The following is a 25,090-nucleotide window of genomic DNA, read 5'->3' on the forward strand; positions in this document are numbered from 1 at the left end:
GCGCCCGGGGCGGATCAGGTCGTCGATCACTTGCGCGGGTTGGTGCGGCGGGTGGGTTCGGCGGTGGCCGGGTCCTCGGGCCAGGGGTGGCGGGGGTAACGGCCGCGGAGGTCGGCGCGGACGGCGCGGTAGCCGTCGCGCCAGAAGGAGGCGAGGTCACCGGTGACGGCGGCCGGGCGGCCGGCGGGGGAGAGCAGGTGCACGGTCAGCGGGACGCGGCCGCCCGCGAGCGCCGGGGCGGCCTGCCAGCCGAACAGCTCCTGGAGCTTCACGGCGAGCACCGGGCGGTCCCCGGAGTAGTCCACCCGGATCTTCGAGCCGCTCGGCACGGTGATCCGTTCCGGCGCCAGTTCGTCCAGCCGGCCGGCCTCGCCGCTCGCCCAGGGCAGCAGGCGCTGCAGGGCGGCCGCGGTGTCGATCCGGGCGAGGTCGGCGCGGCGCCGGGCCCGGGACAGCTCGGGCTCCAGCCAGTGGCCGGCCCGTTCCAGCAGCGCCGTGTCGGAGACGTCGGGCCAGGGGTCGCCGAGCGTCCGGTGCAGGAAGGCCAGCCGCTCCCGCAGCCCCTCCGCAGCGGGCGGCCAGGTCAACAGCGCGGACACGCCCTCGCGGGCCAGCCCGTCCAGCAGGGCGGCCCGCACCAGCGCCGGGTCCGGGGCCTCCAGCGGGGCCGCGGTCAGCTCCACCGCGCCGAGCCGGGCGACCCGGCGGGCGGTGAGTTCGCCGCCGCGGGCCGACCAGAGGACCTCCTCGCGCTCGGTGACCAGGGCCGCGCCGGCCCGCCGGGCGGTCGCCTCGTCGAGGGCGACGGCCCGTTGCACCCGGGCCGAGGGAGAGCCGGCGGGGCGGTCGGCGACGGCCACGGCGAGCCATTCGGTGCCCGCCAGGTGGGAGCCGGCGCCGAGTTCGGCGGCCGTCCCGGAGGCCATCAGGTAGCCGCGGTCGCCGCCCCGGGCGCGGGCGATCCGCTCCGGATGGGCGAGCGCGACGACCAGCCCGGCGGCGGCCGGGTCGGCCACTGCCGCCGCCTTGTCGCCGCCCTCGCGGCGCAGCCGCCGGACCTCCTCCCGCCAGCGCCTGGCGTACGGGTCCTCCGCGCCGCGCACGGCCCGCCAGACGGCGAGCAGGTCGTCGCCGAGGGCCCGCGGCGGTTCCTCGGAGAGCAGGGCGACGAGTTCGGCGGCGCGCCGGGCGCCGACGAGTTCGGTGCCGTCGATCAGGGCGCGGGCGAGCCGCGGGTGGAGGCCGGTGCGGGCGATCCGCCGGCCGCGGTCGGTGGCCCGGCCGTCGGCGTCGACGGCGCCGAGTGCCTGCAGGGTGGCCCGGGCGGCGGCCATGGCGCCGGCGGGCGGGGCGTCGGGGAGGGCGAGGCCGCGGGCGTCCGGGTCGCCCCAGCAGGAGGCCTGAAGGGCGAAGCCGGTGAGGTCGGCGAGGGCGATCTCGGGGGTCGGGTAGGGCTGTGCGCGGGCGTCCTCGACCTCGGCCCAGCAGCGGTAGACGGTGCCCGGGGCCTCGCGGCCGGCGCGGCCGGCGCGCTGCCGGGCGGCGGCGAGCGAGGCGCGGACGGTGACCAGTCCGGCGAGGCCGCGGGCGTGGTCGGTGCGCGGTTCGCGGGCGAGGCCGGAGTCGACGACGGTGCGCACGCCGGGCACGGTCAGCGATGACTCGGCGACGGAGGTGGCGAGGACGACGCGGCGGCGTCCGCCGGGGGCGAGCGCGGCGTCCTGCACGGTCTGCGGGGCCTGCCCGTGCAGCTGCAGGACCTCGGCGCCGGTGCCGAGCATCCCGGCGACCCTGGCGATCTCGCCGACGCCGGGCAGGAAGCAGAGCACGTCGCCGTCCTGTTCGGCGAGGGCGCGGCGGACGGTCGCTGCGACGTGCTCCAGCAGCAGCGGGTCGGTGCGGGTGCCGTGCGGGGGCCGGACGGCGCGCGGCGGCGGCGCCCACACCACCTCGACGGGGTGGGAGAGGCCGTGCGCCTCGACGACCGGGGCGCCGCCGAGCAGCTCGGCCCAGGCCGCGGTGTCGGAGGTCGCGGAGGCGCAGACGAGCTGCAGTTCGGGCCGCAGGGCGGCGCGCACGTCGAGCAGGAAGGCGAGGGCGGTGTCGGCGTCCAGGTGGCGTTCGTGGCACTCGTCGAGGACGACGGCGTCGACGCCGGGCAGTTCCGGGTCGTGCTGCAGGCGCTGCAGCAGGACGCCGGTGGTGACCACCTCGACCACCGTCCGGGGTCCGGTCCGGCGCTCGCCGCGGACGGTGAGGCCGACCTCCTCGCCGACGGCGGAGCCGAGCAGCCAGGCCATCCGGCGGGCGGCGGCCCGGACGGCGAGCCGGCGCGGTTCGGCGACCAGGACGCGGCGGGCCGGCCCGGGCAGGCCGTCGGCGAGCCCGGCGAGGGCGAGCGGCACGAGGGTGGTCTTGCCGGAGCCGGGCGGTGCGGCGAGCACGGCGGCGCCGTGCGCGGCGAGGGCGCGCTGCAGCGGTGCGACGGCGGTGCGGACGGGGAGTTCCAGGCCGGCGGGGCGCACCGGTGCTCAGCCCCGCTGTGCGACGAAGATCGCGGTGCCGGGGATGAGCCGGCCGCGCAGCGGGGACCAGCCGCCCCACTCCTGGTCGTGCCCGTCGGGCCACTCGGGTTCGACCAGGTCGAGCAGCCGGAAGCCGGCGGCGGTGAGCTCGCGGACCCGGTCGCCGATGGTGCGGTGGTGTTCGACGTAGGTGGCGTGGCCCTGCTCGTCCTGTTCGACGTAGGGGGTGCGGTCGAAGTAGGAGGAGGTGGCGGTGAGGCCCTCGACGCCGGGTTCGTCGGGGAACGCCCAGCGGATGGGGTGGGTCACCGAGAAGACCCAGCGGGCGCCGGGCCGCAGCACCCGGTGGACCTCGCGCATCAGGGCGGCGGTGTCGGCGGAGAAGGGCACCGCGCCGTAGGCGGAGCAGGCGAGGTCGAAGGAGCCGTCGGCGAAGGGCAGTACGGCGGCGTCGGCCTGGACGACGGCGACGGGCTCGGTGCCGCGGTCGAGGTCGATCCGCCGGGAGTGCTGGAGCTGCCGGTGGGAGATGTCGAGGGCGACGGGGCGGGCGCCGCGGGCGGCGAGCCAGCGGGAGCACTGGGCGGCGCCGGCGCCGAGCTCCAGCACGTCCAGGCCCCGGAGTGCGGCGGGGTCGCCGAGCAGGCGGGCGTCGGCCTCGTCGAGGCCCTCGGGGCACCAGGTGAAGCGGTCGTCGCCGAGGAAGGCGCCGTGCTCGTCCTGGTACTCGTCGGCGTTGCGGTCCCACCAGTGGCGGCTGGCCCGGCTGGACTCGCCGGGGCCGGCCGGGCGCCGTACGGCGTCGTCCTCGTCGCTGTCGTCGCCGGCGAGGTGGTCGGGGGTGGTGGTCACGATGCTGGGGCCCTCGCGTAGGGTGTCGGGTGCGGAAGCGCCGCTGCCGTGAAACGGCTCCGTACGGGGCCGGGTCGGGGCGGTGGCATCCGGGGACGTCACTCCTGCGACAGCCGCCGTCCGGGTGCGCTATCGGAGGATATGGCCTGATCGATCCCGGCCTCCACCGGCTCGACGCCCTTCGCGTTGACCGTGCCCGGCTGTCCCCGTATGCTACAAGTTGCGCTGCGGGCCTGCGCGCCTCGGACGGAGCAGGTCGCGCTCGCATCTGTCGAAGACCCCACGGTCTGCAAGACGGACGCCTACCCTTCAGGATTCTTCTCGGGATTCTTCGCGGGGGTCGGTGCGCCGTGTTCTTGGCTGTCCGGCTTTCGGTGGGAGCGATCAGGGCCCTCCGCGTGGCATTACCTACGACTTCATGTCCGTACCGGAGCCCTTTTCCTAATGACGAGCCCCACCGACACCTCTGTCAGCACCACCCCGCAGGTTGCGGTCAACGACATCGGCGACGCGGACGCGTTCCTCGCGGCGATCGACGAGACCATCAAGTACTTCAACGACGGCGACATCGTTGAGGGCGTCATCGTGAAGGTCGACCGTGACGAGGTGCTCCTCGACATCGGTTACAAGACCGAGGGTGTCATCCCGTCCCGTGAGCTCTCGATCAAGCACGACGTCGACCCGCACGAGGTTGTCTCCGTCGGCGACAACATCGAGGCCCTGGTCCTCCAGAAGGAGGACAAGGAGGGTCGCCTGATCCTGTCCAAGAAGCGCGCCCAGTACGAGCGCGCCTGGGGCACGATCGAGAAGATCAAGGAAGAGGACGGCATCGTCACCGGTACCGTCATCGAGGTCGTCAAGGGTGGTCTCATCCTCGACATCGGCCTCCGCGGCTTCCTCCCGGCCTCGCTGGTCGAGATGCGCCGTGTCCGCGACCTCCAGCCGTACGTCGGCAAGGAGCTCGAGGCCAAGATCATCGAGCTGGACAAGAACCGCAACAACGTGGTCCTGTCCCGCCGTGCCTGGCTGGAGCAGACCCAGAGCGAGGTCCGCCAGACCTTCCTCACCACCCTGCAGAAGGGCCAGGTGCGCTCCGGCGTCGTCTCCTCGATCGTCAACTTCGGTGCCTTCGTGGACCTGGGCGGCGTCGACGGCCTGGTGCACGTCTCCGAGCTGTCCTGGAAGCACATCGACCACCCGTCCGAGGTCGTCGAGGTCGGCCAGGAGGTCACCGTCGAGGTTCTCGACGTGGACATGGACCGCGAGCGCGTCTCCCTGTCGCTGAAGGCGACCCAGGAGGACCCGTGGCAGCAGTTCGCCCGTACCCACCAGATCGGCCAGGTCGTTCCGGGTAAGGTCACCAAGCTGGTTCCGTTCGGTGCGTTCGTCCGCGTGGACGAGGGCATCGAGGGCCTGGTCCACATCTCCGAGCTGGCCGAGCGCCACGTCGAGATCCCGGAGCAGGTCGTCCAGGTCGGCGACGAGATCTTCGTCAAGGTCATCGACATCGACCTCGAGCGTCGTCGCATCAGCCTCTCGCTGAAGCAGGCCAACGAGTCCCTCGGTGCCGACCCGGCGTCGGTCGAGTTCGACCCGACCCTGTACGGCATGGCCGCGTCCTACGACGACCAGGGCAACTACATCTACCCGGAGGGCTTCGACCCCGAGGCGAACGACTGGCTGCCCGGCTTCGAGAAGCAGCGCGAGGAGTGGGAGCGGCAGTACGCCGAGGCCCAGGCCCGCTTCGAGCAGCACCAGGCCCAGGTCATCAAGAGCCGCGAGGCCGACGCCGCCGCTGCCGCCGAGGCCGGCGAGGAGGCCCCGGTCTCCGGTGGCGGTTCGTACTCCTCCAGCAGCGACGAGGGCTCCGGCGCTCTCGCTTCGGACGAGGCGCTCGCCGCTCTGCGCGAGAAGCTGGCCGGCGGCCAGAGCTGATCGCAGCCTGAGAGCTGAGCAGTAGGCGGAACCCCCGCCCGGTTGATCCGGGCGGGGGTTCCGCTTTGTTGTCCGACATTTCTTATGTGTCTTTTATGCGAAGAGGATTGTGAGATGGGGCTCATCGTCCGCCTATAGGACGAATCGGACTTTGCACCTACATTGAGGGGGAACTGCCCGAAAGGCTCCTTCATGCGCAAACCCCTCCCCGCTGCCTCGCCCTCGCCCGCCGACCACCGTGTCAGCGGGCGGCTCGCAGCCCTCGGTCGAGCGTGTTACCGCCACCGCCGCTGGGTCCTCGCCTTCTGGGCCCTGATCCTCGCGGCCGGCGTCCTGATCGGCGGCCGCGTCTTCGAGAGCTCGGTCGCCGGCGGCGGGACGGGCGGCTCCGAGGCCGCCCGGGGCACCGCGGTCGTCCAGGCCGCCGACCCGGTCAAGGGGACGGTCACCGCCGTGGTGGACGGCGCCCCGGTCTCCGACCGGGCCGTCCGCACCGCGGTCACCACGGCCGCCGACGACCTCGCGCACCTGCCGGGCGTCTCCTCCGTCGCCGACGCCTACTCCGGCGCCCCGGGGATGGCCTCCGCCGACGGCCGGGCGAGCCTGGTCGCCGTCCGGATGGCCGACTCCTCCACCCCCGCCCAGATCGAGGCCGTCACCGAGCGGCTGGAGAAGATCGACGCCGCGGGCGCGCACGTCACCGTCGGCGGCGACCTGGTGCTGGAGCAGGAGGTCAAGGACCAGACCGAGAAGGACACCCGTTTCGGCGAGATCGTCACCCTGCCGCTGACCCTGATCGTCATGGTGCTGGTGTTCGGCGGCCTGGCCGCCGCGGGCCTTCCCGGCATCGGCGCGATCGCCTCGGTGGGCGGCGCCCTGCTCGCCATGTTCGGCTTCAGCCGGATCATGGACATCGACACCAGCGTGCTGCCGATCGCCACCGTGCTCGGCCTCGGCCTCTCCATCGACTACGCGCTGCTGATGGTCAACCGCTTCCGCGAGGAGCGCGGCCTCGGCGCCACCATCGCCCAGGCCGTGGAGCGCACCGCGGCCACCGCGGGCCGCACCGTCGCGTTCTCCGGCCTCACCGTCGCCGTCGCCCTCTCGGGGCTGTTCGTCTTCACCAGTCCGGTCTTCCGGGCGGTCGGGGTGGCGGGCGTGAGCGTCGTGGTGATCGCGATGGCCGCCGCCCTCACCCTCGTCCCCGCCCTGCTCGGCTTCGTCGGCCGCCGGATCAAGACGCCGACCGAGCCCGTCCCCGACGAGGGCTTCTTCTCCCGGACGGTCCGCCGCGTGCAGAAGCGCGCGATGCCGGTGATGCTGCTCTGCGTCGCCCTGCTGACCGCCGCCGGCGCGCCGTTCCTGGGCGCCGAGCCGCGCAGCTCCGGCGCGGACGTGCTCCCCAAGTCCTTCGCCTCCCGGCAGGTCGCCGACACCGTCGCGCAGCGCTTCCCGGACCAGGCCCCCGCCCCCGTCACCGTGGTCGTGGCGAGCAACCAGAAGGCCGCGCAGGCGTACGCCGACGACGTGGTCGCCAAGCTGCCGGGCGTCTCCGGCGTCCGCGCGGTCACCCCGGTCGGCGACGACCTCACCACCGTCGACGTCATGGTGAAGGGCGACCCGCAGGGCGACCGGGCCCGCAAGGTGGTCGACGAGCTGCGGGCCGACCGCGGCGGGCTCACCACCTACGTCACCGGCGACGCGGCCTCCGTCGTCGACTTCCAGCACGAGGTCTCCACCCGCGGACCGTGGGCGCTCGGCCTGGTCGCGGTCGGCACCCTGGTGCTGCTCTTCCTGATGACCGGTTCGGCCGTGATGCCGGTCAAGGCCCTGCTGATGAACCTGCTGTCGCTCGGGGCCTCGCTCGGCGCGCTCACCCTGGTCTTCCAGCACGGCTGGTTCAGCGGCCTGCTCGGCTTCACCCCGGCGGGCGGCCTGGAACCCTTCGTCCCGGTGCTGGTCTTCGCCTTCGCCTTCGGGCTGTCGATGGACTACGAGGTGTTCCTGCTCTCCCGGATCAAGGAGCTGTACGACCAGGGCCACGACTCCACCCGCTCCGTCCAGCTCGGACTCCAGCGCAGCGGCCGGATCATCACCTCGGCGGGCCTGCTGATGGTGATCGTCTTCGCCGGCTTCGCCGCCGGGCAGATGCTCATGGTCAAGCAGATGGGCATCGCCCTCGCGGTGGCCGTCGCGGTGGACGCCACCCTTGTGCGGTGCCTGTTGGTGCCGGCCGCGATGAGCCTGGCCGGCGAGTTCAACTGGTGGGCGCCGGCGCCGCTGCGCAAGCTGCACCGCCGGATCGGCCTGAGCGAGCACGTCGACCTGCCGCCGCTCGCCGCACGCCCGGTGCTGCCGGCGCAGCGCGCCGACGCCGGACGGGTGGTCGTCGGGAGCTGACCCCGGGGGATCGGACACGGACGCCGCGGACGGCGGTCGGTGCGGGCGCGGCCCGCTGCCGGCCGCCGTCGGCGTTCGCGGTGTGCCCTCGTCCGGTCAGCGGTTGATGCAGGCGTTGCCGAAGCCGGGGGCCACGTCCAGCGGGTCGCAGGCTGCGGTGGAGCCCGCGGTGCCGAGCAGCAGGCCGCAGACGGCGGCGGCGAGGACCAGGGCGGTATGGACGGGGGTCATGGCGGGCGTCCCTTCGGATGCGCGGAACCGGGCGGCCTGACCGACGCGCGGTCGAGCCGTCCGGCATGTGCCTCCCGGCCGAAGGCTGGGGGAGAACTGCACAAGCCGAGGGTGGGTACCTGGAAAGACTTGGGGCGACTCCCGGCTCGTACGTGGCCCGCATCCCAATTGCGCAGTTCTCCCCCAGCCTTCGGCCGGGAGGTGCCCCCACGCGCCCCTATGGATTGCCCAGTCCCTTCGAGGGGTCTGTCTAGGCCAGGCGGCGGAGGAGGGGGACCGCCTGCCGGAGGACGTGCAACTCCTCCGGGGTGAGCCGTTCGGTGAGGGCGGTGGCGATGGTGCCCTCGCGGCGGGCCCGCTGGGCGTGCAGGGCGGCGGTGCCCGCGTCGGTGGCCGTGATCAGCAGCTTGCGGCCGTCGGTGGCGTGCGGGCGCTGCTCCACCAGGCCGGCCTCGGAGAGCAGGGCGACCGTACGGGCCATCGACTGGTGGCGCACCCGCTGCAGGGCGGCCAGCTCGCTGGTGGTGCGGGGGCCCTCGCGGACCAGCCAGCCGAGGACGGCGGCCTGGTTCTGCGGCAGTTCGTCGCCGGGCCGCAGGGTGCGTACCAGGGTGCCGATCGCGGTGCGAAGTTCGGCGGCCAGCTCCAGGGGATCGACCTCGTCCATGGGAACGATGCTACCGGAAAGATGTGCAGCACATCTGTGCAGTCTTGCTGTAATGTTTTGCCCATGCGACTGACCAAACTCGGGCACGCCTGCGTCCGGATCGAACACCAGGGCACCACCGTCGTCATCGACCCCGGCCTGTTCACCGAGGCCGACGCCACCCGCGGCGCGGACGCCGTCCTGATCACCCACGAGCACATGGACCACTTCGCCGAGGAGCGGCTGCGCGCCGCCGTCGAGGCCGACCCCGGGCTGCGGATCTGGACCAACCGTTCGGTGGCCGACAAGCTCGAGGGCATCGGTACCCGCGTCACCGTGGTCGGCGAGGGCGACGCCTTCGACATCAACGGCCTCGGCGTCAGTGTCCACGGCGAGTGGCACGCGGTCATCCACCCCGAGATCCCGCGCGTCGGCAACATCGGTTTCCTGCTGGACGGGCGGGTCTTCCACCCGGGCGATGCGCTGACCGTGCCGCCGAACCCGATCGACGTGCTGCTGCTGCCGATCGCCGGGCCGTGGGCCAAGGTGTCGGAGCTCATCGACTACGTCCGCGAGGCGGGCCCCGGCCGGGCGTTGGCGATCCACGAGGCGGTGCTCAGCGATGTCGGACAGATGGTGCACGGCCGTCTCCTCGGCGAGGGCGGCCCCGGCACCGGGGCGCCGTTCGCCCAACTCGCCGCCGGGGAGCAGCTGGACCTCGGCTGAGCGGCCGGCGCCGTCGGGCCGGCTTCGCCGCCACCCTGACAATTCGTAAGCGGATTATGCGAGTTGTCGTTATAAACACCCGATTGGCGGTGGTATGTCCGCCCTTGCTCCGGGACCCTTTGGGACCAGGGACCGCGGAACGGTCGCGGCTCCACGGGCGAGGAGGACAGATGTCGGTCGGGACGAGAGCTGGTGCAGCCGCCGCCGTGGCCTGCGGAGTGCTCGCGATGCTCACCGCAGGCGCCGCCACCGCACACGCGGACGGCGGCACGGCGACACCCGTCAAGGGCCGTACCGAGGGCGGCAGTCTGGAGCTCGTGAACGGCGACATCGTCGCCTGCGCCGGAGTCGGCGACGTCCGCGTGGCGCAGACCCAGGGCGGCGAGCGCATCCCGGGAGCCCCCGGCACCAGCTTCACCACCCCCGCCGGGACGAAGGTCGTCACCAAGAGCGCCGGGACGGTCGAAGTGACCGTCGGCAGCGCGTCCGCGGTCATCACCTGCGGCCCGGAGCTGTTCCCGACCACCAACGCACCCGTGCCCAAGGGCCCCTCCCTCGCCGGAGGCGGGGGAGGCGCCCTCGGTGCCGATCCCATGGAGACCGCCGCCGGAGGGGCCCTGCTCGCGGCCGGCCTCGCCGGCGGCACCCTCGCGCTGCGCCGCAGGCGCCCGGCCCGGGCCTGACGAACCCAGTGCGAGAAAGGCGCCGACGGTGCGACGGCCCATGACCCGCGCGGCCCGTGCAGGCCTCGCCACGGCCACGGTCGCCGCGACCGTCGGCGCCTGGCTGGTGGCCGACGGCACGCACACCGAGGCCCCGCCCGCGCCCCCCGCGGCCGACGCCCGGCCCGCGGACACCCGTCCGACACCCACCGGCCCGACCCCCGGTGCCGCCCGCGCCGCGGCCGGGCAGGTGGCGATGCCCTTCTCCGTGCCGACCCGGCTGCGCATCCCCGCGATCGGCGTGGACGCCCCTGTCACCGGCGTCGGCCCAGGCCCGGCGGGCGGACTCGAGGTGCCGCCCGCGGCCGACCGGAACCTCGCCGGCTGGTACCGCCTCGGCGCCGCCCCCGGCAGCGCCGGCAACGCCCTGCTGGTCGGCCACGTCGACACCGACCGCGGCCGCGCCGTCTTCTGGGCGCTCGGCTCCCTGCACCGCGGCAACACCCTCGACGTGCAGCGCGCCGACGGCACCACCGCCCGCTTCGAGGTCGACGCCGTCGAGGTGCACCCCAAGGACGGCTTCCCCGACGACCGGGTCTACGGCGCCACCGCCCGGCCCGAACTGCGGGTCATCACCTGCGGGGGCGGCTACACCCGCGCCACCGGCTACCGGGGCAACGTGGTGGTCTACGCCCACCTGGTGCAGGCACTGTGACGTGACGGACCGTCAGGCCACGGGGACCGGCTCGGCGACCGGGGTGAACGGACGGCCGTCCAGCGTCCAGTGCGGGTCGGGCACGATCTCCAGGGCCACGTACACGTGCGCCGCCACATCGGCGTGGTGCAGCGGCAGCACCGGCCCGCCCGGGACGATCCCCGGGCCGCACGCCGCGATCCACGCCGTGCGCTCCACCTCGGTGCGCCCGCCGTGGCCGCCGCCGTCGAGGTGCCCGTGGTCGGTCACCACGATCACCGTCCACTCCTCCCCGGCGTACCCGGCGCGGCCGCGGACCGCCGCCAGCAGCCGGCCGAGCCGGGCGTCCGCGGTCTCCACCGAGCGCCGGTACTCCTCGCCGCAGCCGAGGAAGTGCGCCGTCTCGTCGACCGCGCCCAGGTAGACGAACGAGGCCTGCGGATCGTCGTCGCTTCGCCCCAGCACGTACTCGGCCTCCGCGGTCACCCGCTCGTCGCAGACCTCCCACGCCTCCGGGGTGTCCTCCAGCGGCGCGATGTACGCCAGCCGCCCGGGCGCCGCGAACAGCGGGCCGCCGCTGCGGGCCAGGAACAGCGGCTCCCAGCCGCCCGCCGCGAAGGTCCGGCGCCGGTGCACGGCCGCCAGCCGGGTGGTGAAGTCCGGGAAGACGTCCAGCCGGTTGCCGCCGAAGTGGTTGCCGAACACGCCGTGCTTGGCCACCCCGACACCGGTCACCACGGTCGCCCAGCACGGCCCGGACATCGTCGGCGTCGCCTCGTCCACCTGCACCCCGGCGAGGAAGCCCGCCGCGGCCACCGCGTCCAGGTGCGGGGTGTGCAGCGACGGCAGCAGGTCGAGCCGGACGCCGTCGATGCCGACGACCAGCACTCGCCTCGGACCGGCGGGCCAGGTGGGGGACATCGGTGCTCCTCTCGGGTGGGACGCTCCCCGGCACCCTAACCAGCGTCGAACGCCCCACCTGCCCGTTCGCTCCCCGGGCGGCAGGGAATTCGCCGTACCGCCGCCGGATGTTCGACCCGCGTTCCCCCCGCCGCGACCGGCCGGGGGAGCGGCCGACGGCCACAGGTGACCGGGCGGTAGCCTGGCGCCATGCTGAGGATCGGACTGACTGGCGGGATCGGCGCGGGCAAGAGCGAGGTGTCGCGGCAGCTCGCGGCACTCGGCGCGGTGATCGTGGACTCCGACCTGATCGCCCGCGAGGTGGTCGCCCCCGGCACCGACGGACTGCGGGCCGTCGCCGCCGAGTTCGGCCCCGGGGTGCTCCAGGCGGACGGCTCGCTCGACCGGCCCGCCCTCGGCCGGCTGGTCTTCGGCGCCCCCGACCGGCTCGCCGCCCTGAACGCCATCGTCCACCCGCTCGTCCGCGCCCGCTCCGCCGAACTCGAAGCCGCCGCAGGGCCCGGCGACATCGTGGTGCACGACGTGCCGCTGCTCGCCGAGAACGGGCTCGCCCCGCTCTACGAGAAGGTCGTCGTCGTCGACGTGCCCGACGACGTCCGGCTGGAGCGGCTGGTGCGGTTGCGGGGCATGGCCGAGGACGAGGCGAAGGCCCGGATGGCCGCCCAGGCCACCCGTGAGGAGCGCCTCGCCGTCGCCGACATCGTCATCGACAACAGCGGCTCGCTGGACGCCCTGACCACCCGCGTCCACGAGGTCTGGGAGCAGCTGGGCAACCGATAGGGGCGGTAGTGCTGACAGACAGGGACGACCCCTGATCCGTACGGTGGCCCGCATCCGAATTGCGCAGTTCCCCGCGCCCCTGAGCGGTTGCCCCACGCGCCCCTACCGGCTTCAGGCCGGGGCCTCCAGGCTTCGCGCGCGGGCCGCGAGGTGGCGGCGCTCGGGTGCACCGGCCGTCCGGGCCGCCGCTTCCCGGTACGCCTGCGCGGCGGCCTCCCGGTCGCCCCGCAGCTCCAACAGGTGGGCACGGGTCGCGAGTACGCGGTGGTGGCGGGCCGTCCGCCGGTCCGCCCGGAGCGCCTCCACCAGGTCGAGTCCGGCATCCGGGCCGTGCACCATCGCCACCGCGACGGCCCGGTTCAACGTGACCACCGGGTTCGGCCCGAACCGCTCCAACAGTTCGTACAGCACGAGGACCTGCGGCCAGTCGGTGTCCTCCGTGCGGCCCGCCTCGGCGTGCACCGCGGCGATCGCCGCCTGCACCTGGTACGGCCCGGCCTCTCCGCGCGGCAGCGTACGGCCGATCAGGTCCAGGCCCTCGGCGAGGAGCCGGCCGTCCCACCGGCCGCGGTCCTGTTCCGCCAGCGGCACCAGGCCGCCGTCCGCCGAGGTGCGGGCCGGCCGGCGGGCGTCCGTGAGCAGCATCAGCGCCAACAGCCCCGCCGTCTCGGCGTCCCGGGGCACCAGCCGGTGCAGCAGACGGGTGAGCCGGATCGCCTCCGCCGACAGCTCCGGCACCGTCAGATCGGCACCCCCGCTCGCCGTGTACCCCTCGTTGAAGATCAGGTACAGCACGTGCCGGACGTCGGCCAACCGCTCCGCCGCCTCCGCCCCCTCGGGCAGCGCCAACCGGGCGCCCTCGGCCCGCACCGCCTGCTTCGCCCGGCTGATCCGCTGCGCCATCGTCGCCTCCGGCACCAGGAACGCCGCCGCGATCTGCGCCGTCGTCAGACCTCCGACCGCCCGCAGCGTCAGCGCGATCCGGCTCGGCGCGGACAGCGACGGACGGCAGCACAGGAACAGCAGCGCCAGCGAGTCGTCCAGGTCCGCGGCCGGGGCGGTGTCCGCGGCGTGCGACAGCAGCGCGGACTGCGGGGTGGCCAGTGCCAGCGCGTCCTCCCGGCGGCGCCGGGCCGCCTCACTGCGCACCTGGTCGACCAGCCGGCGGGAGGCCACCGTCACCAGCCAGCTCCGCGGGCTGTCCGGCACCCCCTGCTCCGGCCACTGCACGGCGGCCGCCAGCAGCGCCTCCTGCACCGCGTCCTCGCAGGTGTCGAAGGTGCCGTAGCGGCGCAGCAGCGCGGCGAGGACCTGCGGCGCCAGCTCCCGCAGCAGGCCCTCCACCTCGTGGGGCACACGGATCACAGGTCTGCCCGGGACTCGTGCAGGACCGGCCACAGCTCCACCGGATCGACGTCGGCGAACGGCATGTCGGCAGCGATCTGCTGCGCCCGCTCCAGGTTCTCGCAGTCCAGCAGGTAGAAGCTGGCGATGTACTCCTTGGTCTCCAGGTACGGGCCGTCGGTGACGGCGGGGGCGCCGTCCTTCCGGCGCACCAGCTGTGCGGCGGCGGCGTCGGCGAGGCCGTACGCCCCGAGCAGTTCGCCGCTCTCGCGGTACTTCGCGTTGAACGCCTCCTGCTTGGCGATCGCCTCCGGCCACGCCTCGGCGGGGAAGGAGTCCCACTTGGCCTGGTTGCCGTAGATCATCGCGACGTACTTCATTCCGGGTGTCCTCCCCGTCCTGCGTGCCCCTGCGGCACGCTGTCACCCATCAGTCGGAGCGGGACACCGGTCCTCGACATCCGACCGCAAAGTATTTCGGACAACCGCCCGGGGCGCGGAGAAATGCGCAGTCAGATGCGGTGGAGGGCCTCGCCGGCGGGTTCGCGGGCGGCACGGAGGGCGGGGAGGGCGGCGGTCCCGGCGGCGGCCGCCACCGCGGCGAGGACGAGGGCGGCGAGGGCCGCGGCGGACGGGGTGTGGGCGAGGCCGGCGCCGACGCCGGTGGCGGCGCCCTGGGCGTCGATGAGGGCGAGGGCGAGGGGCACGCCGACGGCGGTGCCGAGGAGGGCGCCGAGCAGGGCGACCGTGGCGCAGCGGGTCACCACGAGGGCCATGGCCTGCCGCGGGGTGAGGCCGATGGTGCGCAGCAGGGCGAGGTCGCGGCGGTGGGCGCGCAGTGCGGCGGCGGCGACGGTGAGCAGTTCGGCGAGGGTGATCAGGGCGAGCAGGGCGACCAGGCCGACGACGGCGGCGCGCAGGGTGGCGAGGCCGGTGAAGGGGGCGCTGGTGGGGCGGACGTCGAGCCGACCGGGGAAGGCGGTGGCGAGGGCGGTGGAGACCCGGCCGGGGTCGGCGCCGGGGCGCAGGGTGATCGTCCAGTAGTCGGGCTGCGGGTCGGCGGTGGCCGCGTCGGCGAGGGTGTCCAGGGCGGTGGAGACGATGCGTCCGCCGCGGTCGGGTTCGACGACGCGTCCGACGACGTGGAGGATGCGCGGGGTGCCGTCGGTGGTGACGCGGGCCCACTGGCCGACGCGGATGCCGAGCAGGTCGAGGGCGCCCTGGCCGGCGACGGCCTCGTTGACGGCGCGGACGGGGCGGCCTTCGACGACGTCGAAGGGGTAGGGGCGGTCGGTGGTGCCGAGGGCGCGCAGGGTGACGGTGGCGGACTGGCCGGGGGCGAGGGCTTCGCGTTCGGCACCGGGGTGGACGCCGGAGACGGCGGGGTCGGCGGCGAGGGCGGCGGGCAGCGGGTCGGCGGGTCCGGCGGCGCGGACGGTGAGGGTGGCGGGGGAGCCGGCGGTGGCGGTGCGGCCGAGGCCGTCCAGGGTGGACCAGGCGGTGAGGGCGAGGGTGCAGGCGACGATCGGTACGGCGATGCGGACGGCGGCGAGCGCGGTGCGGCTGCGGCCGCGGACGGCGCCGCGGACGCCGAGCACCAGGGCGGGCGGCATCCGGCGGAGCAGGGCGAGCCGGGCGGGGCGGGGCGGGCGGTCCGCGGCGGGTTCGCCGTCGGCGGGCGGGACGGCCGGGACGCGGGCGGCGCGCAGGGCGGGCAGGGCGGAGGCGAGGGCGACGGTGAGCAGGCAGGCGGGGGCGGCGAGGACGGCGAGCGGTCCGCTGCCGAAGACGGCCTGCCAGAGCGACCAGGGGGTGGTGGAGACGCCGGGTTCGGGGGCGAGGGCGGGCAACAGGGCGGCGGCGGTGAGGGCGCCGATGCCGCCGAGGAAGAGTCCGGCGCCGGCGAGCAGCAGGTGCTGGAGGACGAACATCCGGGTGATGCCGGCGGGGGTGAAGCCGAGGGCCTTGAGGGTGGCGATGTCACCGAGGCGGGCGCCGATGCGTCCGGCGGCCGCTCCGGCGACGGCGAGGGCGGCAGCGGCGAGGGCGGCGAGTCCGCACAGGCCGAGCAGCAGGCCGGCGGGCCGGCTCTCGCGTTCGTGGGAGTCGCGGGCGTCGGTCCAGGTGGCGACGCGGGTGACGGTGTCGCCGCCGAGGGCGGTGACGGCGCGCTGGGCGGTGTAGTCGGCGTCGGCGGGGTGGGCGAGGCGCAGGCCGACGGCGTGGCCGCGGCGTTCGGCGGCGGGTTGGACGGCGTCGAGGGTGCCCGGCAGTACCCAGGCGAGGCCGGGCCGCAGGTCGGGGTAGCGGGCGCGGTCGGGGCTGTCGGCGATGCCGCGGACGGTGAGGGTGTGCACCTGTCCGTCGGGGCCGCGGAGGGTGAGCAGGTCGCCGGGGCGGGCCCAGGCGGCGGCGGCGAGGGAGTGTTCGAGGACGATGCCGTCGGGGTGGGCGGTGTCCAGCCAGCTGCCGGAGGAGGGCAGCGGGGTGGAGACGGCGGGCGGCTGCGGGTCGGCGGCGCGCAGCGCGAGGGGGAGGGCGGGGCCGGTGACGGGCTGCCCGTTGCGGGCGGTGACGGTGGCGGTCGCGGTGGGGTAGGGGCCGGCGATCGCGGTGACGCCGGGCAGCAGGGCGAGTGCGGTGTCGGCGTGTTCGGTGCGGGTCTCGATCCACACGTGGGCGCCGTCGGCGCGGGCGAACTGGCGCTGCCAGGGCCCGGTGACGTTGTTGAGGAGGGCGCCGGCGAGCAGCAGCGCGGCGGAGACGCCGGCGGTGGCGAGCACGACGAGCAGGGCGGGCAGCCGGTTGGCGGCGAGGTCCGCGTGTATCCAGCGGAGGGCGGCGCGCACGGGATCAGCCGCCCAGGTCGAGGACGTCGCCGACGCCGCGGGCGGGCGGGGTGTCCGTGACGCGGGCGTCGTCGGTGATCAGGCCGTCGAAGAGGCTGACCACGCGGTCGGCGCTGCTCGCGACCCGGGCGTCGTGGGTGACGAGCACGATGGTGCGGCCGCGGGCGTGGTGGCGGGTGAGCAGGGCGAGGACCTCGCGGGCGCTGCGGCTGTCGAGGCTGCCGGTGGGTTCGTCGGCGAGCAGCAGGTCGGGGTCGTTGACGAGGGCGCGGGCGAGGGCGGCGCGCTGGCGTTCGCCGCCGGAGAGGGCGGCGGGGGAGGCGGCGGCCCGGTCGGTGAGGCCGAGGTCGGCGAGGAGTTCCTCGCGGCGTTCGCGGGCGGCGCGGGCGCTCTGGCCGGCGAGCAGGGCGGGCAGTTCGACGTTGTCGGCGACGGTGAGGTCGGAGACGAGGTTGCCGGTCTGGAAGACGATGCCGATCCTGCGGCGGCGCAGGACGGCCCAGTCGGCCTCGCGGAGGGTATCGACGCGCCGGCCGTCGAGGTGGATCTCGCCGGCGTCGGGGCGCCGCAGGCCGCCGAGGAGGTGGAGCAGCGTGGACTTGCCGGCGCCGGAGGGGCCGGTGATCGCCACGAAGTCGCCGCGTTCGACGGTGAGGTCGACGCCGCGGACGGCCTTCACCTCGGCGCCGCCGCGCCCGGCCCGGTGGGTCTTGACGAGCCCCGTGGCGCGCAGCACCGGGACGGCGTTGTCCTGGCCTGTCACGTGAGTTCCTCCTGGCAGCGCTCCAGCCAGTCGAGGTCGGCCTGCAGGTGCAGGACGGCGCCCTCGATGAGGAGCTGGGAGACCTGGTTGCCGCGTTCCTCGGCGGCCATCCGGTTGAGGCCGCGCATGACGTTGAGATAGTGCCGGCGCTGGTTGTTGATCAGCGTCAGCCGGTCGGCCAGCTGCGTCTCGGGTGCCAGGACGAGTTTGAGGAAGAACTCGTCGCGGACCCTCGGCCCCTCGGTGGGCTCGGTGAGCCACTTGGCCACCTCCTGGCGGCCGGTGTCGGTGATGGCGTAGACGCGTTTGTCGGGCTTGCCGTCCTGGGCGACGTCCCGGCCTTCGATGAGGCCGGCCTTCTCCAGGCGTCCGAGGGTGACGTAGACCTGGCCGATGTTCGCACGAGGGTACGCCGCGCCGAAGGTCTGCTCAAGGGCCTGCTTCAGCTCGTATCCGTGGGCGGGCTCCTTGGCGAGCAGCGCGAGCAGCGGTAGCCGCACTCGGACCCTCCCCTCCCTTCTTCGCCCGGCATACTCTGTGGTCATTGGCGTGTCGTCCGGCCGGTCCCGAGGGTCCGGCAAGGTCACACGGTACGCGAGGCAGGCCGTCTGGCCCATCGGCGGGCGGAGTGGAGGTCGGTGCGGTGCGCCGTCGGAGTCTTGGGAAGTTGGCGGGGCTGCTGGCCGGTGTGCTGCTGGCGGGCGGGTGTTCGCTGCCCGACGGGGACGCACAGCGCGGCGACGAGTCGGGGATCGGGCCGGTCACGCTGGTGACCGGCCGGGACCGGGCCGGCTATCTGCAGGGGCTGTTGGACAGTTGGAACACCGGCCATCCCGGGGAGCGGGCGACGCTGGTGGAGCTGCCGGACGCGGCGGACGAGGTGCGTGCGCAGCTCGCCGAGGGGCTGGCCCGGGGCAGCGACCGCTTCGACGTGGTCAACCTGGACGTGGTGTGGACGGCGGAGTTCGCGGAGAAGGGCTGGATCGCGCCGCTGGACCCGGCGCAGACGCCGACCGGTTCGCTGCTGCCCGCCGCGGTTGGCACCGGGCACTGGAACGGGAAGCTGTACGCGGTGCCGTTCACGACCAATGTCGGCCTGCTGTACTACCGCAGTGACGTGCTGGCCGCGGAGGGTGCGCAGCCGCCGCGCACCTGGGCCGAGTTGGAGCGGCTCGCGCGGGAGGCGGCGCCGCGGCACGGTCTGGACGGCTACGCGGGGCAGCTGTTGCCGTACGAGGGCCTGACGGTGAACGTCGCGGAGGCGGTCGGTTCGGCGGGCGGGCGGCTGCTGGACGACCGGGGTGCGGTCGCGGTGGACGGCCCGCAGGCCCGGGCGGGGCTGGAGTTCCTGTCGCGCGGGGTGCGGGAGGGCTGGATCCCGCGGGCGGCGCTCGGTTACCGCGAGGAGGAGTCCCGGCAGGCGTTCCAGGACGGGCGGCTGCTGTTCCTGCGCTGCTGGCCGTACGCGTACCCGCTGGCGGAGGGGCCGGGGTCGGCGGTGGCCGGCCGGTTCGGGGTGGTGCCGCTGCCGGGGCCGGACGGCCCGGGTACCTCGGTGCTCGGCGGTTCGGACCTGGCGGTCAACGCGGGCTCCCGGCACCAGCGGACGGCGCGTGAGCTGATCCGCTTCCTGACCGGCCGGGACGTGCAGCGCCGGGTGCTCACCGAGGGCGGTCTGCCGCCGGTGTGGGCGGACCTGTACACCGACCCGGAGCTGGTGCGACGCTATCCGTACCTGCCGGCCGTCCGGCAGGCGCTGGACGGCGCGGTGCAGCGGCCGGCGTCGCCGGAGTACCAGCAGCTGAGCCTGGCGGTGAGCGCGGCGGCGTACGACGCGCTGCTGGGGCGCAGCAGCGCGGACGAGGCGGTCGCGCGGATGGCCGCGGACCTCAAGGCGATCACCGGCTGAGGCCGATCCCGACCCGACGAGGGCCCGGATACTTACTTGTTAAGTATCCGGGCCCTCGATTTTTGCCCTCATCTATCAAGTTTTGTCCGTGTTTACGGCATGCAAGGGCTCTGGACTCCTCCCGGTTACCTACCTAACATGCATGTATCCCCGCCGCCCGGGACGGCGCGAGTGGGGACCGTGCTCCTCCGCGGCGCCGCTCCGCCGTGTCCTCCCTGAAGGTGACGAATGCTCACGTCCCCCACCCCGGGCGACCCGCCGGCCACCCCCGGCCGCGCCCTGCTCACCGCCCCTCCGGCCGCCGGCCCCGACCGCCGCTGGTGGCGGGACGCGGTCGTCTACCAGGTCTACCTCCGAAGCTTCCAGGACTCCGACGGCGACGGCGTCGGCGACCTCGCCGGCGTCCGCACCCGCCTCCCGTACCTCAAGCGCCTCGGCGTGGACGGCATCTGGCTCAACCCGTTCTACGCCTCCCCGCAGCACGACCACGGCTACGACGTCGCCGACCACTGCGCCGTCGACCCGCTGTTCGGCAGCCTCGACGACTTCGACCTGCTCGCCGAGGACTGCCGCCTGCTCGGCCTCAGACTGATCCTCGACGTCGTGCCCAACCACTGCTCCCGCGAGCACCCGTGGTTCAGGGCCGCCCTGCGCGCCGCACCCGGCAGCCCCGAGCGCGCGCTCTTCCACTTCGCCGACGGCCGCGGCGAGGGCGGCGAACTGCCGCCCAACAACTGGCGCGCGATGTTCGGCGGCCCCGCCTGGACCCGCATCCGCGAGGCCGACGGCAGTCCGGGCCAGTGGTACCTGCACCTGTTCACCCCCGAACAGCCCGACCTCAACTGGCGCCGCCCCGAGGTCGCCGCCGAGTTCGAACGCATCCTGCGCTTCTGGCTCGACCGCGGCGCCGACGGCTTCCGGATCGACGTCGCCGCAGGCCTGTTCAAGCACCCCGAACTGCCCGACTCGCCCGACCCGGAGGCCGATGAACGCACCCGCGACTCGGTCAACCCGCTCGCCTGGAACCAGCCCGAGGTGCACGGCATCTGGCGCCGGTGGCGGGCCGTCTGCGAGGAGTACACCGCCCGCGACGGCCGCCAACGCCTCCTCGTCGGCGAGGCCTCCGTGCCCACCGCCGCCGAACAGGCCGCCTACCTGCGCCCCGACGAACTCCACCAGGCCTTCTTCTTCCACCTGCTGCACGCCCCCTGGGACGCCGCCCACTGGCACCGGGTCGTCGACGACGCCGTCCGCGACATCGCCGCCACCGGATCCACCGTCACCTGGGTGCTCAACAACCACGACCAGGTCCGCACCACCACCCGCTTCGGCGCCGACGACCCGCTCACCGGCGCCGCCCGCGCCCGCGCCGCAGCCCTCCTCATGCTCGCCCTGCCCGGCGCCGCCTACCTCTACCAGGGCGAGGAACTCGGCCTCCCCGAGGTCGAGGACCTGCCCGACGAGGCCCTCACCGACCCCATCTACCACCGCACCGGAAACCGCACCGGCATCCGGGACGGCTGCCGCATCCCGATGCCCTGGTCCGGGCAGGAGCCCCCGTTCGGCTTCGCCCCCGAGGGCGCCAAGCAGCCCTGGCTGCCGCAGCCCACCCACTTCGCCGCCCACACCGCCGAACGCGCCCTCGCCGACACCGGCTCCGCCTGGCACCTCTACCGCGAGGCGCTCCACCTGCGCCGCGTCCTGCCCCAGCTCGGCGAAGGCACCCTGCGCTGGATCGACACCCCGCCCGGCGTCCTCGCCTTCGTCCGCGGCGACGGCCTGATCTGCGCCGTCAACTTCGGCGACGAACCCGCCCTGGCCCCCGTCGACGGCGAACCGCTGCTCGCCAGCGGCCCCTGCCCGCCCTGCACCCTGCCCGCGGCCACCGCCGCCTGGTGGATCGCCGGCAACGCCAAGCTCTGACGCAACGTCACCACCCTTCCGGAACAACCCCGAACGGGCCGCGCGCCCACACCCGCGGCCCCGGCCGCCCCGGACCTCACCGGTGCGGCGGCCGTCGGCCCGCCCCGCGGCTCCCACCCGCCCCCGCGGGACGGGCCACCCCCCGAAACGTCCGCGCGACCTGCCTCCCCGCGCGGCGCCGGCCGCCCACACGGCCGAGCCCGCCCCGCCGCCCGCTGCGCCACGCACCTGCGCGGCGGCGGGGCGGGCACCCACGGCACTCCTCCACCGGCAGACCGGCCGCCCACGGCCGGCCCCACCCCCGCACGGCGTCCGGCCCCGGCCGGGCGCCGACGAGAGGACACCACCATGCGATTCCTGCGAACGGCCACCGCCCTGGCGGCCACCCTCGGACTGGCCGCCACGGCCACCGCCTGCGGCAGCTCCGGCACCGCCGCCGACAACGCCACCGCCAAGCCGCTCGACGGACAGACCGTCAGCGTCGCCGCCGCCTGGACGGGCGTCGAGCAGAAGAACTTCCAGAAGGTCCTGGACGCCTTCAGCGCCAAGACCGGCGCCAAGACCGTCTACATCTCCACCGGCGACAACGTCTCCACCCTCGTCGGCAGCAAGATCGAGGGAGGCGACCCGCCGGACGTCGTGATGATGCCCCAGCTCGGCGTCCTCCAGCAGTTCGCCCGCAAGGGCTGGCTGGCACCGCTCGCCCCCGCCGTCGCCGACCACCTCCACCAGGACTTCGCCAAGATCTGGGCCGACTACGGCACCGTCGACGGCACCCTCTACGGCCTGTACTTCAAGGCCGCCCACAAGTCGACCGTCTGGTACAGCCCTTCGGCCCTGGAGACGGCCGGCGTCAAGCCGCCCGCGACCTTCGACGAGCTGCTCACCGCAGGCCGCACCGTCTCCGACTCCGGTCTGCCCGCCTTCTCCGTCGCCGGCGAGGCCGGCTGGCCGCTCACCGACTGGTTCGAGAACATCTACCTCTCCCAGGCCGGCCCCGAGAACTACGACAAGCTCGCCAAGCACCAAATCCCGTGGACCGACCCGACCGTGGTCGCCGCCCTCACCACCCTCGGCAAGCTCTTCGGAGACCCGCAGCTCGTCGCCGGCGGCGGCAAGGGCGCCCTGCAGACCGACTTCCCCGAGTCCGTCCAGGCCGTGTTCGGCGACAAGCCCGCCGCCGCCATGGTCTACGAGGGCGACTTCGTCGGCGCCGTCGTCTCCGGCGAACTGAAGAAGAAGGTCGGCGAGGACGCCAGGTTCTTCCCGTTCCCGGCCGTCGGCGGCGGGAAGCCCCCGGTGGTCGGCGGCGGCGACGCCGCGGTCGTCCTCAAGGACGCCAAGCACAAGGACGCCGCCCAGCGCCTGCTCGAATACCTCGCCACCCCCGAGGCCGCCGAGGTCTGGGCCGGCGCCGGCGGCTTCCTCTCGCCCAACAAGGCGCTCAAGCCCGCCGCCTACCCCGACGAGACCACCCGGCAGACCGCCCAGTCGCTGATCGCCGCCGCCGACGGCTTCCGCTTCGACCTCTCCGACCAGGCCCCCGCCGCCTTCGGCGGCACCCAGGGCAGCGGCGAGTGGAAGCTCCTCCAGGACTTCCTGGCGAACCCCGCCGACGTCAACGGCACCGCCCAGCGCCTCGAAGCCGCCGCGGCCGCCGCGTACAAGGGCTGACGGACCGAACCATGAGGACACCCACCCGTCCCCGGAGCTCCGGCGCCGCCCTGCGGCGCCGGGGCCTGGCCCTGGTCTTCCTGCTGCCCGCCCTCGCCCTGCTCGGCGCACTGGTGCTGTACCCCATCGGCTGGTCCGTGGTCCGCAGCCTCTTCGACGCCTCCGGCTCCGGCTTCGTCGGGCTCGGCAACTACCGGGCCGCGTTCGCCGACGACGCCACCCTCACCGCGCTGCGCAACAGCGCGATCTGGGTGGCCGTCGCCCCCGCCCTGGTCACCGGCCTCGGCCTGGTCTTCGCCGTGCTCACCGAGAAGGTCCGCTGGGGCACCGCCTTCAAGCTGCTGGTGTTCATGCCGATGGCGATCTCCTTCCTCGCCGCCGGCATCACCTTCCGGCTCGTCTACGAGCAGGACCCGCAGCGCGGCGTCCTGAACGCCGCCGCGGTCGCCGTCCACGACACCTTCGACCCGGACCCGTCCTACCCCGGCGCCCGGCCCCGCCCCGGCGGGCCCGCCACCGCACCCGACGGCTCCGTGCGCACCGCCGCGACCGGGCCGGGCACCGCCGTCACCGTGCCGCTCGTCGGCATCAAACCGGCCACCCTGCCGGCCGCCGCCAGGCCCGCAGCCGCACCCGCCGCCTCCGCCGCCGACGGCGGCGTCCACGGCACCGTGTACCTCGACGTCACCCCGGGCGGCGGCACCCCCGGCGCGATCGACCCGGGGGAGCGCGGACTGCCCGGCATCACCGTCCGCCTCCTCGACGACGGCAGGGCCGTGGCGACCACCACCACGGCCGCCGACGGATCCTTCCGCTTCCCCGGCCGTACGAGCGGCACGGTCGACCTGCCCGCCGCGAACTTCGCCGCCCCCTACCGCGGCATCGCCTGGCTCGGCCCCGGACTCGTCACCCCGGCGGTCATCGGCGCCTACGTCTGGATCTGGGCCGGCTTCGCCATGGTCGTCATCGCCGGCGGACTCGCCAACCTCCCCCGGGAGACCCTGGAGGCCGCCCGGATGGACGGCGCCGGCGAATGGCAGATCTTCCGCCGGATCACCGTGCCCCAGCTCGCCCCCGTCCTCGGCGTCGTCCTGGTGACCATGGTCATCAACGTGATGAAGATCTTCGACCTGGTCTTCGTCATCGCCCCCGGCCCCGTCCAGCAGGACGCCGGCGTGCTCGCCCTGCGCCTGTGGCTGGTCTCCTTCGGCGGCGGCAACGACCAGGGCCTCGGCAGCGCCCTCGGCGTGCTCCTGCTGCTGCTCGTGGTGCCCGCCATGGTTCTCAACATCCGCCGCTTCCGCAGGAGCACCCGATGACCGAGCTGCTCACCCGCCCCGCGTCGGACTCCGCAGCGGCCGCCCGGCCGCCGCGGCCCGGCCTCGCCGCCAGGCTCGCCGCCCGCACCCGCAGCGGCGCCGTCCAGGCCGTCCTGCTGATCGCCGCGGCGCTCTGGCTGATGCCCACCGTCGGCCTGCTCGTCACCTCGCTGCGGCCCAAGGAGGACAGCGCCGCCTCCGGCTGGTGGACGGCGCTCGCCCGCCCCGCCACGCTCACCCTCGACAACTACACCGCCCTGCTCGGCGGCGGCGAGGTGCTCGGCGCGTTCTGGAACACCGTGCTGATCTCGGTGCCCGCCACCGCGCTCACCGTCGCCCTCGCCGCCCTCGCCGGGTACGCCTTCGCCTGGCTGGACTTCCCCGGCCGGGACTGGCTCTTCCTGGTGGTCGTCTGCCTGCTGGTCGTCCCCGTGCAGATCGGCCTCATCCCGGTCGCCCGGCTGCTCGGCGCCGTCGGCCTGTTCGGCACCGTCCCCGGCGTGGTGCTCTTCCACGTCGCCTACGGGCTGCCGTTCGCCGTCTTCCTGCTGCGCAACCAGTTCCTGGAGATCCCGCAGGAGCTCCTGGAGGCCGCCCGGATCGACGGCTGCGGCGAGTGGACGATCTTCCGCCGGCTCGCCCTGCCGCTCGCCGTGCCCGCCCTCGCCTCCCTGGCGATCTTCCAGTTCCTCTGGGTGTGGAACGACATGCTGGTGGCGCTGGTCTTCGCCGGCAGCGGCTCCCAGCCGCTCACCGTCCTGCTGCAGTCCCAGATGCGGCAGTTCGGCAGCAACCTCGACGTCCTCGCCCCCGGCGCCTTCCTGTCGCTGCTGGTGCCGGTCGCCGTGTTCTTCTCCTGCCAGCGCTACTTCGTGCAGGGCGCGATGGCCGGCTCCGTCAAGTGAACCGCCCCCGCCGCACGGAACGGCACGGCGCCC

At 74.6% G+C, this 25,090-nt stretch carries 21 protein-coding genes; 11 read left to right on the forward strand and 10 right to left on the reverse strand.

The features are described from left to right. Nucleotides 1-26: 26 nt before the first annotated feature. A complete protein-coding gene (gene hrpB, locus AB0M03_RS11995) occupies nucleotides 27-2,525 on the reverse strand; it encodes an ATP-dependent helicase HrpB (protein ID WP_363491176.1) in 2,499 nt (832 codons plus the stop codon). A gap of 6 nt (nucleotides 2,526-2,531) precedes the next feature. Continuing rightward, nucleotides 2,532-3,377, reverse strand: a complete 846-nt coding sequence (locus tag AB0M03_RS12000) for a class I SAM-dependent methyltransferase (protein ID WP_363491178.1) — start codon at nucleotides 3,375-3,377, stop codon at nucleotides 2,532-2,534. 444 nt (nucleotides 3,378-3,821) lie between these two features. Between AB0M03_RS12000 and rpsA the strand changes: the two genes are divergently transcribed. Further along, complete coding sequence (gene rpsA, locus AB0M03_RS12005; protein ID WP_095876832.1) at nucleotides 3,822-5,312, forward strand: 30S ribosomal protein S1; 1,491 nt, start codon at nucleotides 3,822-3,824, stop codon at nucleotides 5,310-5,312. 192 nt (nucleotides 5,313-5,504) lie between these two features. Next, nucleotides 5,505-7,712, forward strand: coding sequence for an MMPL family transporter (locus AB0M03_RS12010; RefSeq protein WP_363491181.1), 2,208 nt, complete (start codon nucleotides 5,505-5,507; stop codon nucleotides 7,710-7,712). Between the two features lie 96 nt (nucleotides 7,713-7,808). Here AB0M03_RS12010 and AB0M03_RS12015 read toward each other — a convergent pair whose 3' ends face one another. Both AB0M03_RS12015 and AB0M03_RS12020 read right to left on the reverse strand, forming a co-directional pair. Next, nucleotides 7,809-7,943, reverse strand: coding sequence for a hypothetical protein (locus tag AB0M03_RS12015; RefSeq protein ID WP_363491183.1), 135 nt, complete (start codon nucleotides 7,941-7,943; stop codon nucleotides 7,809-7,811). Nucleotides 7,944-8,193: 250 nt separating this feature from the next. Then, nucleotides 8,194-8,610: a MarR family transcriptional regulator gene (locus AB0M03_RS12020; protein ID WP_363491185.1), complete on the reverse strand. Its 417-nt coding sequence runs from the start codon at nucleotides 8,608-8,610 to the stop codon at nucleotides 8,194-8,196. Between the two features lie 63 nt (nucleotides 8,611-8,673). Between AB0M03_RS12020 and AB0M03_RS12025 the strand changes: the two genes are divergently transcribed. The 3 genes from AB0M03_RS12025 to AB0M03_RS12035 all read left to right on the forward strand — a co-directional run bounded on the left by AB0M03_RS12025 (nucleotide 8,674) and on the right by AB0M03_RS12035 (nucleotide 10,692). After that, nucleotides 8,674-9,315: an MBL fold metallo-hydrolase gene (locus tag AB0M03_RS12025; protein WP_363491187.1), complete on the forward strand. Its 642-nt coding sequence runs from the start codon at nucleotides 8,674-8,676 to the stop codon at nucleotides 9,313-9,315. A gap of 170 nt (nucleotides 9,316-9,485) precedes the next feature. After that, nucleotides 9,486-9,998 (forward strand): hypothetical protein, encoded by a 513-nt coding sequence (locus AB0M03_RS12030; RefSeq protein ID WP_363491189.1) that lies wholly within the window; start codon nucleotides 9,486-9,488, stop codon nucleotides 9,996-9,998. A gap of 40 nt (nucleotides 9,999-10,038) precedes the next feature. Further along, complete coding sequence (locus AB0M03_RS12035; RefSeq protein WP_363491191.1) at nucleotides 10,039-10,692, forward strand: class F sortase; 654 nt, start codon at nucleotides 10,039-10,041, stop codon at nucleotides 10,690-10,692. Nucleotides 10,693-10,704: 12 nt separating this feature from the next. Here AB0M03_RS12035 and AB0M03_RS12040 read toward each other — a convergent pair whose 3' ends face one another. After that, entirely contained in the window at nucleotides 10,705-11,592 is an 888-nt protein-coding gene (locus AB0M03_RS12040) for an alkaline phosphatase family protein (RefSeq protein WP_363491193.1), read from the reverse strand. Nucleotides 11,593-11,781: 189 nt separating this feature from the next. Here AB0M03_RS12040 and coaE point away from each other — a divergent pair, with 189 nt between their 5' ends. Continuing rightward, the gene (gene coaE / locus AB0M03_RS12045) at nucleotides 11,782-12,372 is read left to right on the forward strand and encodes a dephospho-CoA kinase (RefSeq protein ID WP_363491195.1); all 591 of its coding nucleotides are present in this window, start codon (nucleotides 11,782-11,784) and stop codon (nucleotides 12,370-12,372) included. A 111-nt stretch (nucleotides 12,373-12,483) separates the two neighbouring features. Here the strand turns inward: coaE and AB0M03_RS12050 are convergent, their stop codons facing one another. From AB0M03_RS12050 to AB0M03_RS12070, 5 genes are all read right to left on the reverse strand, one after another. Continuing rightward, the gene (locus AB0M03_RS12050; RefSeq protein WP_363491251.1) at nucleotides 12,484-13,734 is read right to left on the reverse strand and encodes a DUF6596 domain-containing protein; all 1,251 of its coding nucleotides are present in this window, start codon (nucleotides 13,732-13,734) and stop codon (nucleotides 12,484-12,486) included. Next, entirely contained in the window at nucleotides 13,734-14,096 is a 363-nt protein-coding gene (locus tag AB0M03_RS12055) for a YciI family protein (RefSeq protein ID WP_363491197.1), read from the reverse strand. Before AB0M03_RS12055 ends, AB0M03_RS12050 begins: the two co-directional genes overlap by 1 nt. A 131-nt stretch (nucleotides 14,097-14,227) precedes the next feature. Then, nucleotides 14,228-16,564, reverse strand: a complete 2,337-nt coding sequence (locus tag AB0M03_RS12060) for an FtsX-like permease family protein (protein WP_363491199.1) — start codon at nucleotides 16,562-16,564, stop codon at nucleotides 14,228-14,230. Nucleotides 16,565-16,568: 4 nt separating this feature from the next. Then, a complete protein-coding gene (locus tag AB0M03_RS12065; RefSeq protein ID WP_363491201.1) occupies nucleotides 16,569-17,327 on the reverse strand; it encodes an ABC transporter ATP-binding protein in 759 nt (252 codons plus the stop codon). Beyond that, nucleotides 17,324-17,827: a PadR family transcriptional regulator gene (locus AB0M03_RS12070; protein ID WP_363491203.1), complete on the reverse strand. Its 504-nt coding sequence runs from the start codon at nucleotides 17,825-17,827 to the stop codon at nucleotides 17,324-17,326. The genes AB0M03_RS12065 and AB0M03_RS12070 overlap by 4 nt, the downstream gene beginning before the upstream one ends. A gap of 194 nt (nucleotides 17,828-18,021) precedes the next feature. Here AB0M03_RS12070 and AB0M03_RS12075 point away from each other — a divergent pair, with 194 nt between their 5' ends. From AB0M03_RS12075 to AB0M03_RS12095, 5 genes are all read left to right on the forward strand, one after another. Beyond that, nucleotides 18,022-19,236, forward strand: a complete 1,215-nt coding sequence (locus AB0M03_RS12075; RefSeq protein ID WP_363491253.1) for an ABC transporter substrate-binding protein — start codon at nucleotides 18,022-18,024, stop codon at nucleotides 19,234-19,236. A gap of 228 nt (nucleotides 19,237-19,464) precedes the next feature. Next, nucleotides 19,465-21,159, forward strand: a complete 1,695-nt coding sequence (locus AB0M03_RS12080; protein WP_363491205.1) for a glycoside hydrolase family 13 protein — start codon at nucleotides 19,465-19,467, stop codon at nucleotides 21,157-21,159. A gap of 348 nt (nucleotides 21,160-21,507) precedes the next feature. Then, the gene (locus AB0M03_RS12085) at nucleotides 21,508-22,833 is read left to right on the forward strand and encodes an extracellular solute-binding protein (RefSeq protein ID WP_363491207.1); all 1,326 of its coding nucleotides are present in this window, start codon (nucleotides 21,508-21,510) and stop codon (nucleotides 22,831-22,833) included. Nucleotides 22,834-22,844: 11 nt separating this feature from the next. Then, entirely contained in the window at nucleotides 22,845-24,152 is a 1,308-nt protein-coding gene (locus tag AB0M03_RS12090) for a sugar ABC transporter permease (protein ID WP_363491209.1), read from the forward strand. After that, entirely contained in the window at nucleotides 24,149-25,057 is a 909-nt protein-coding gene (locus AB0M03_RS12095) for a carbohydrate ABC transporter permease (protein ID WP_363491211.1), read from the forward strand. Before AB0M03_RS12090 ends, AB0M03_RS12095 begins: the two co-directional genes overlap by 4 nt. Nucleotides 25,058-25,090 lie beyond the last annotated feature (33 nt).

The organism is Kitasatospora sp. NPDC051914 (genome assembly GCF_040680995.1).
Lineage (GTDB): Bacteria > Actinomycetota > Actinomycetes > Streptomycetales > Streptomycetaceae > Kitasatospora.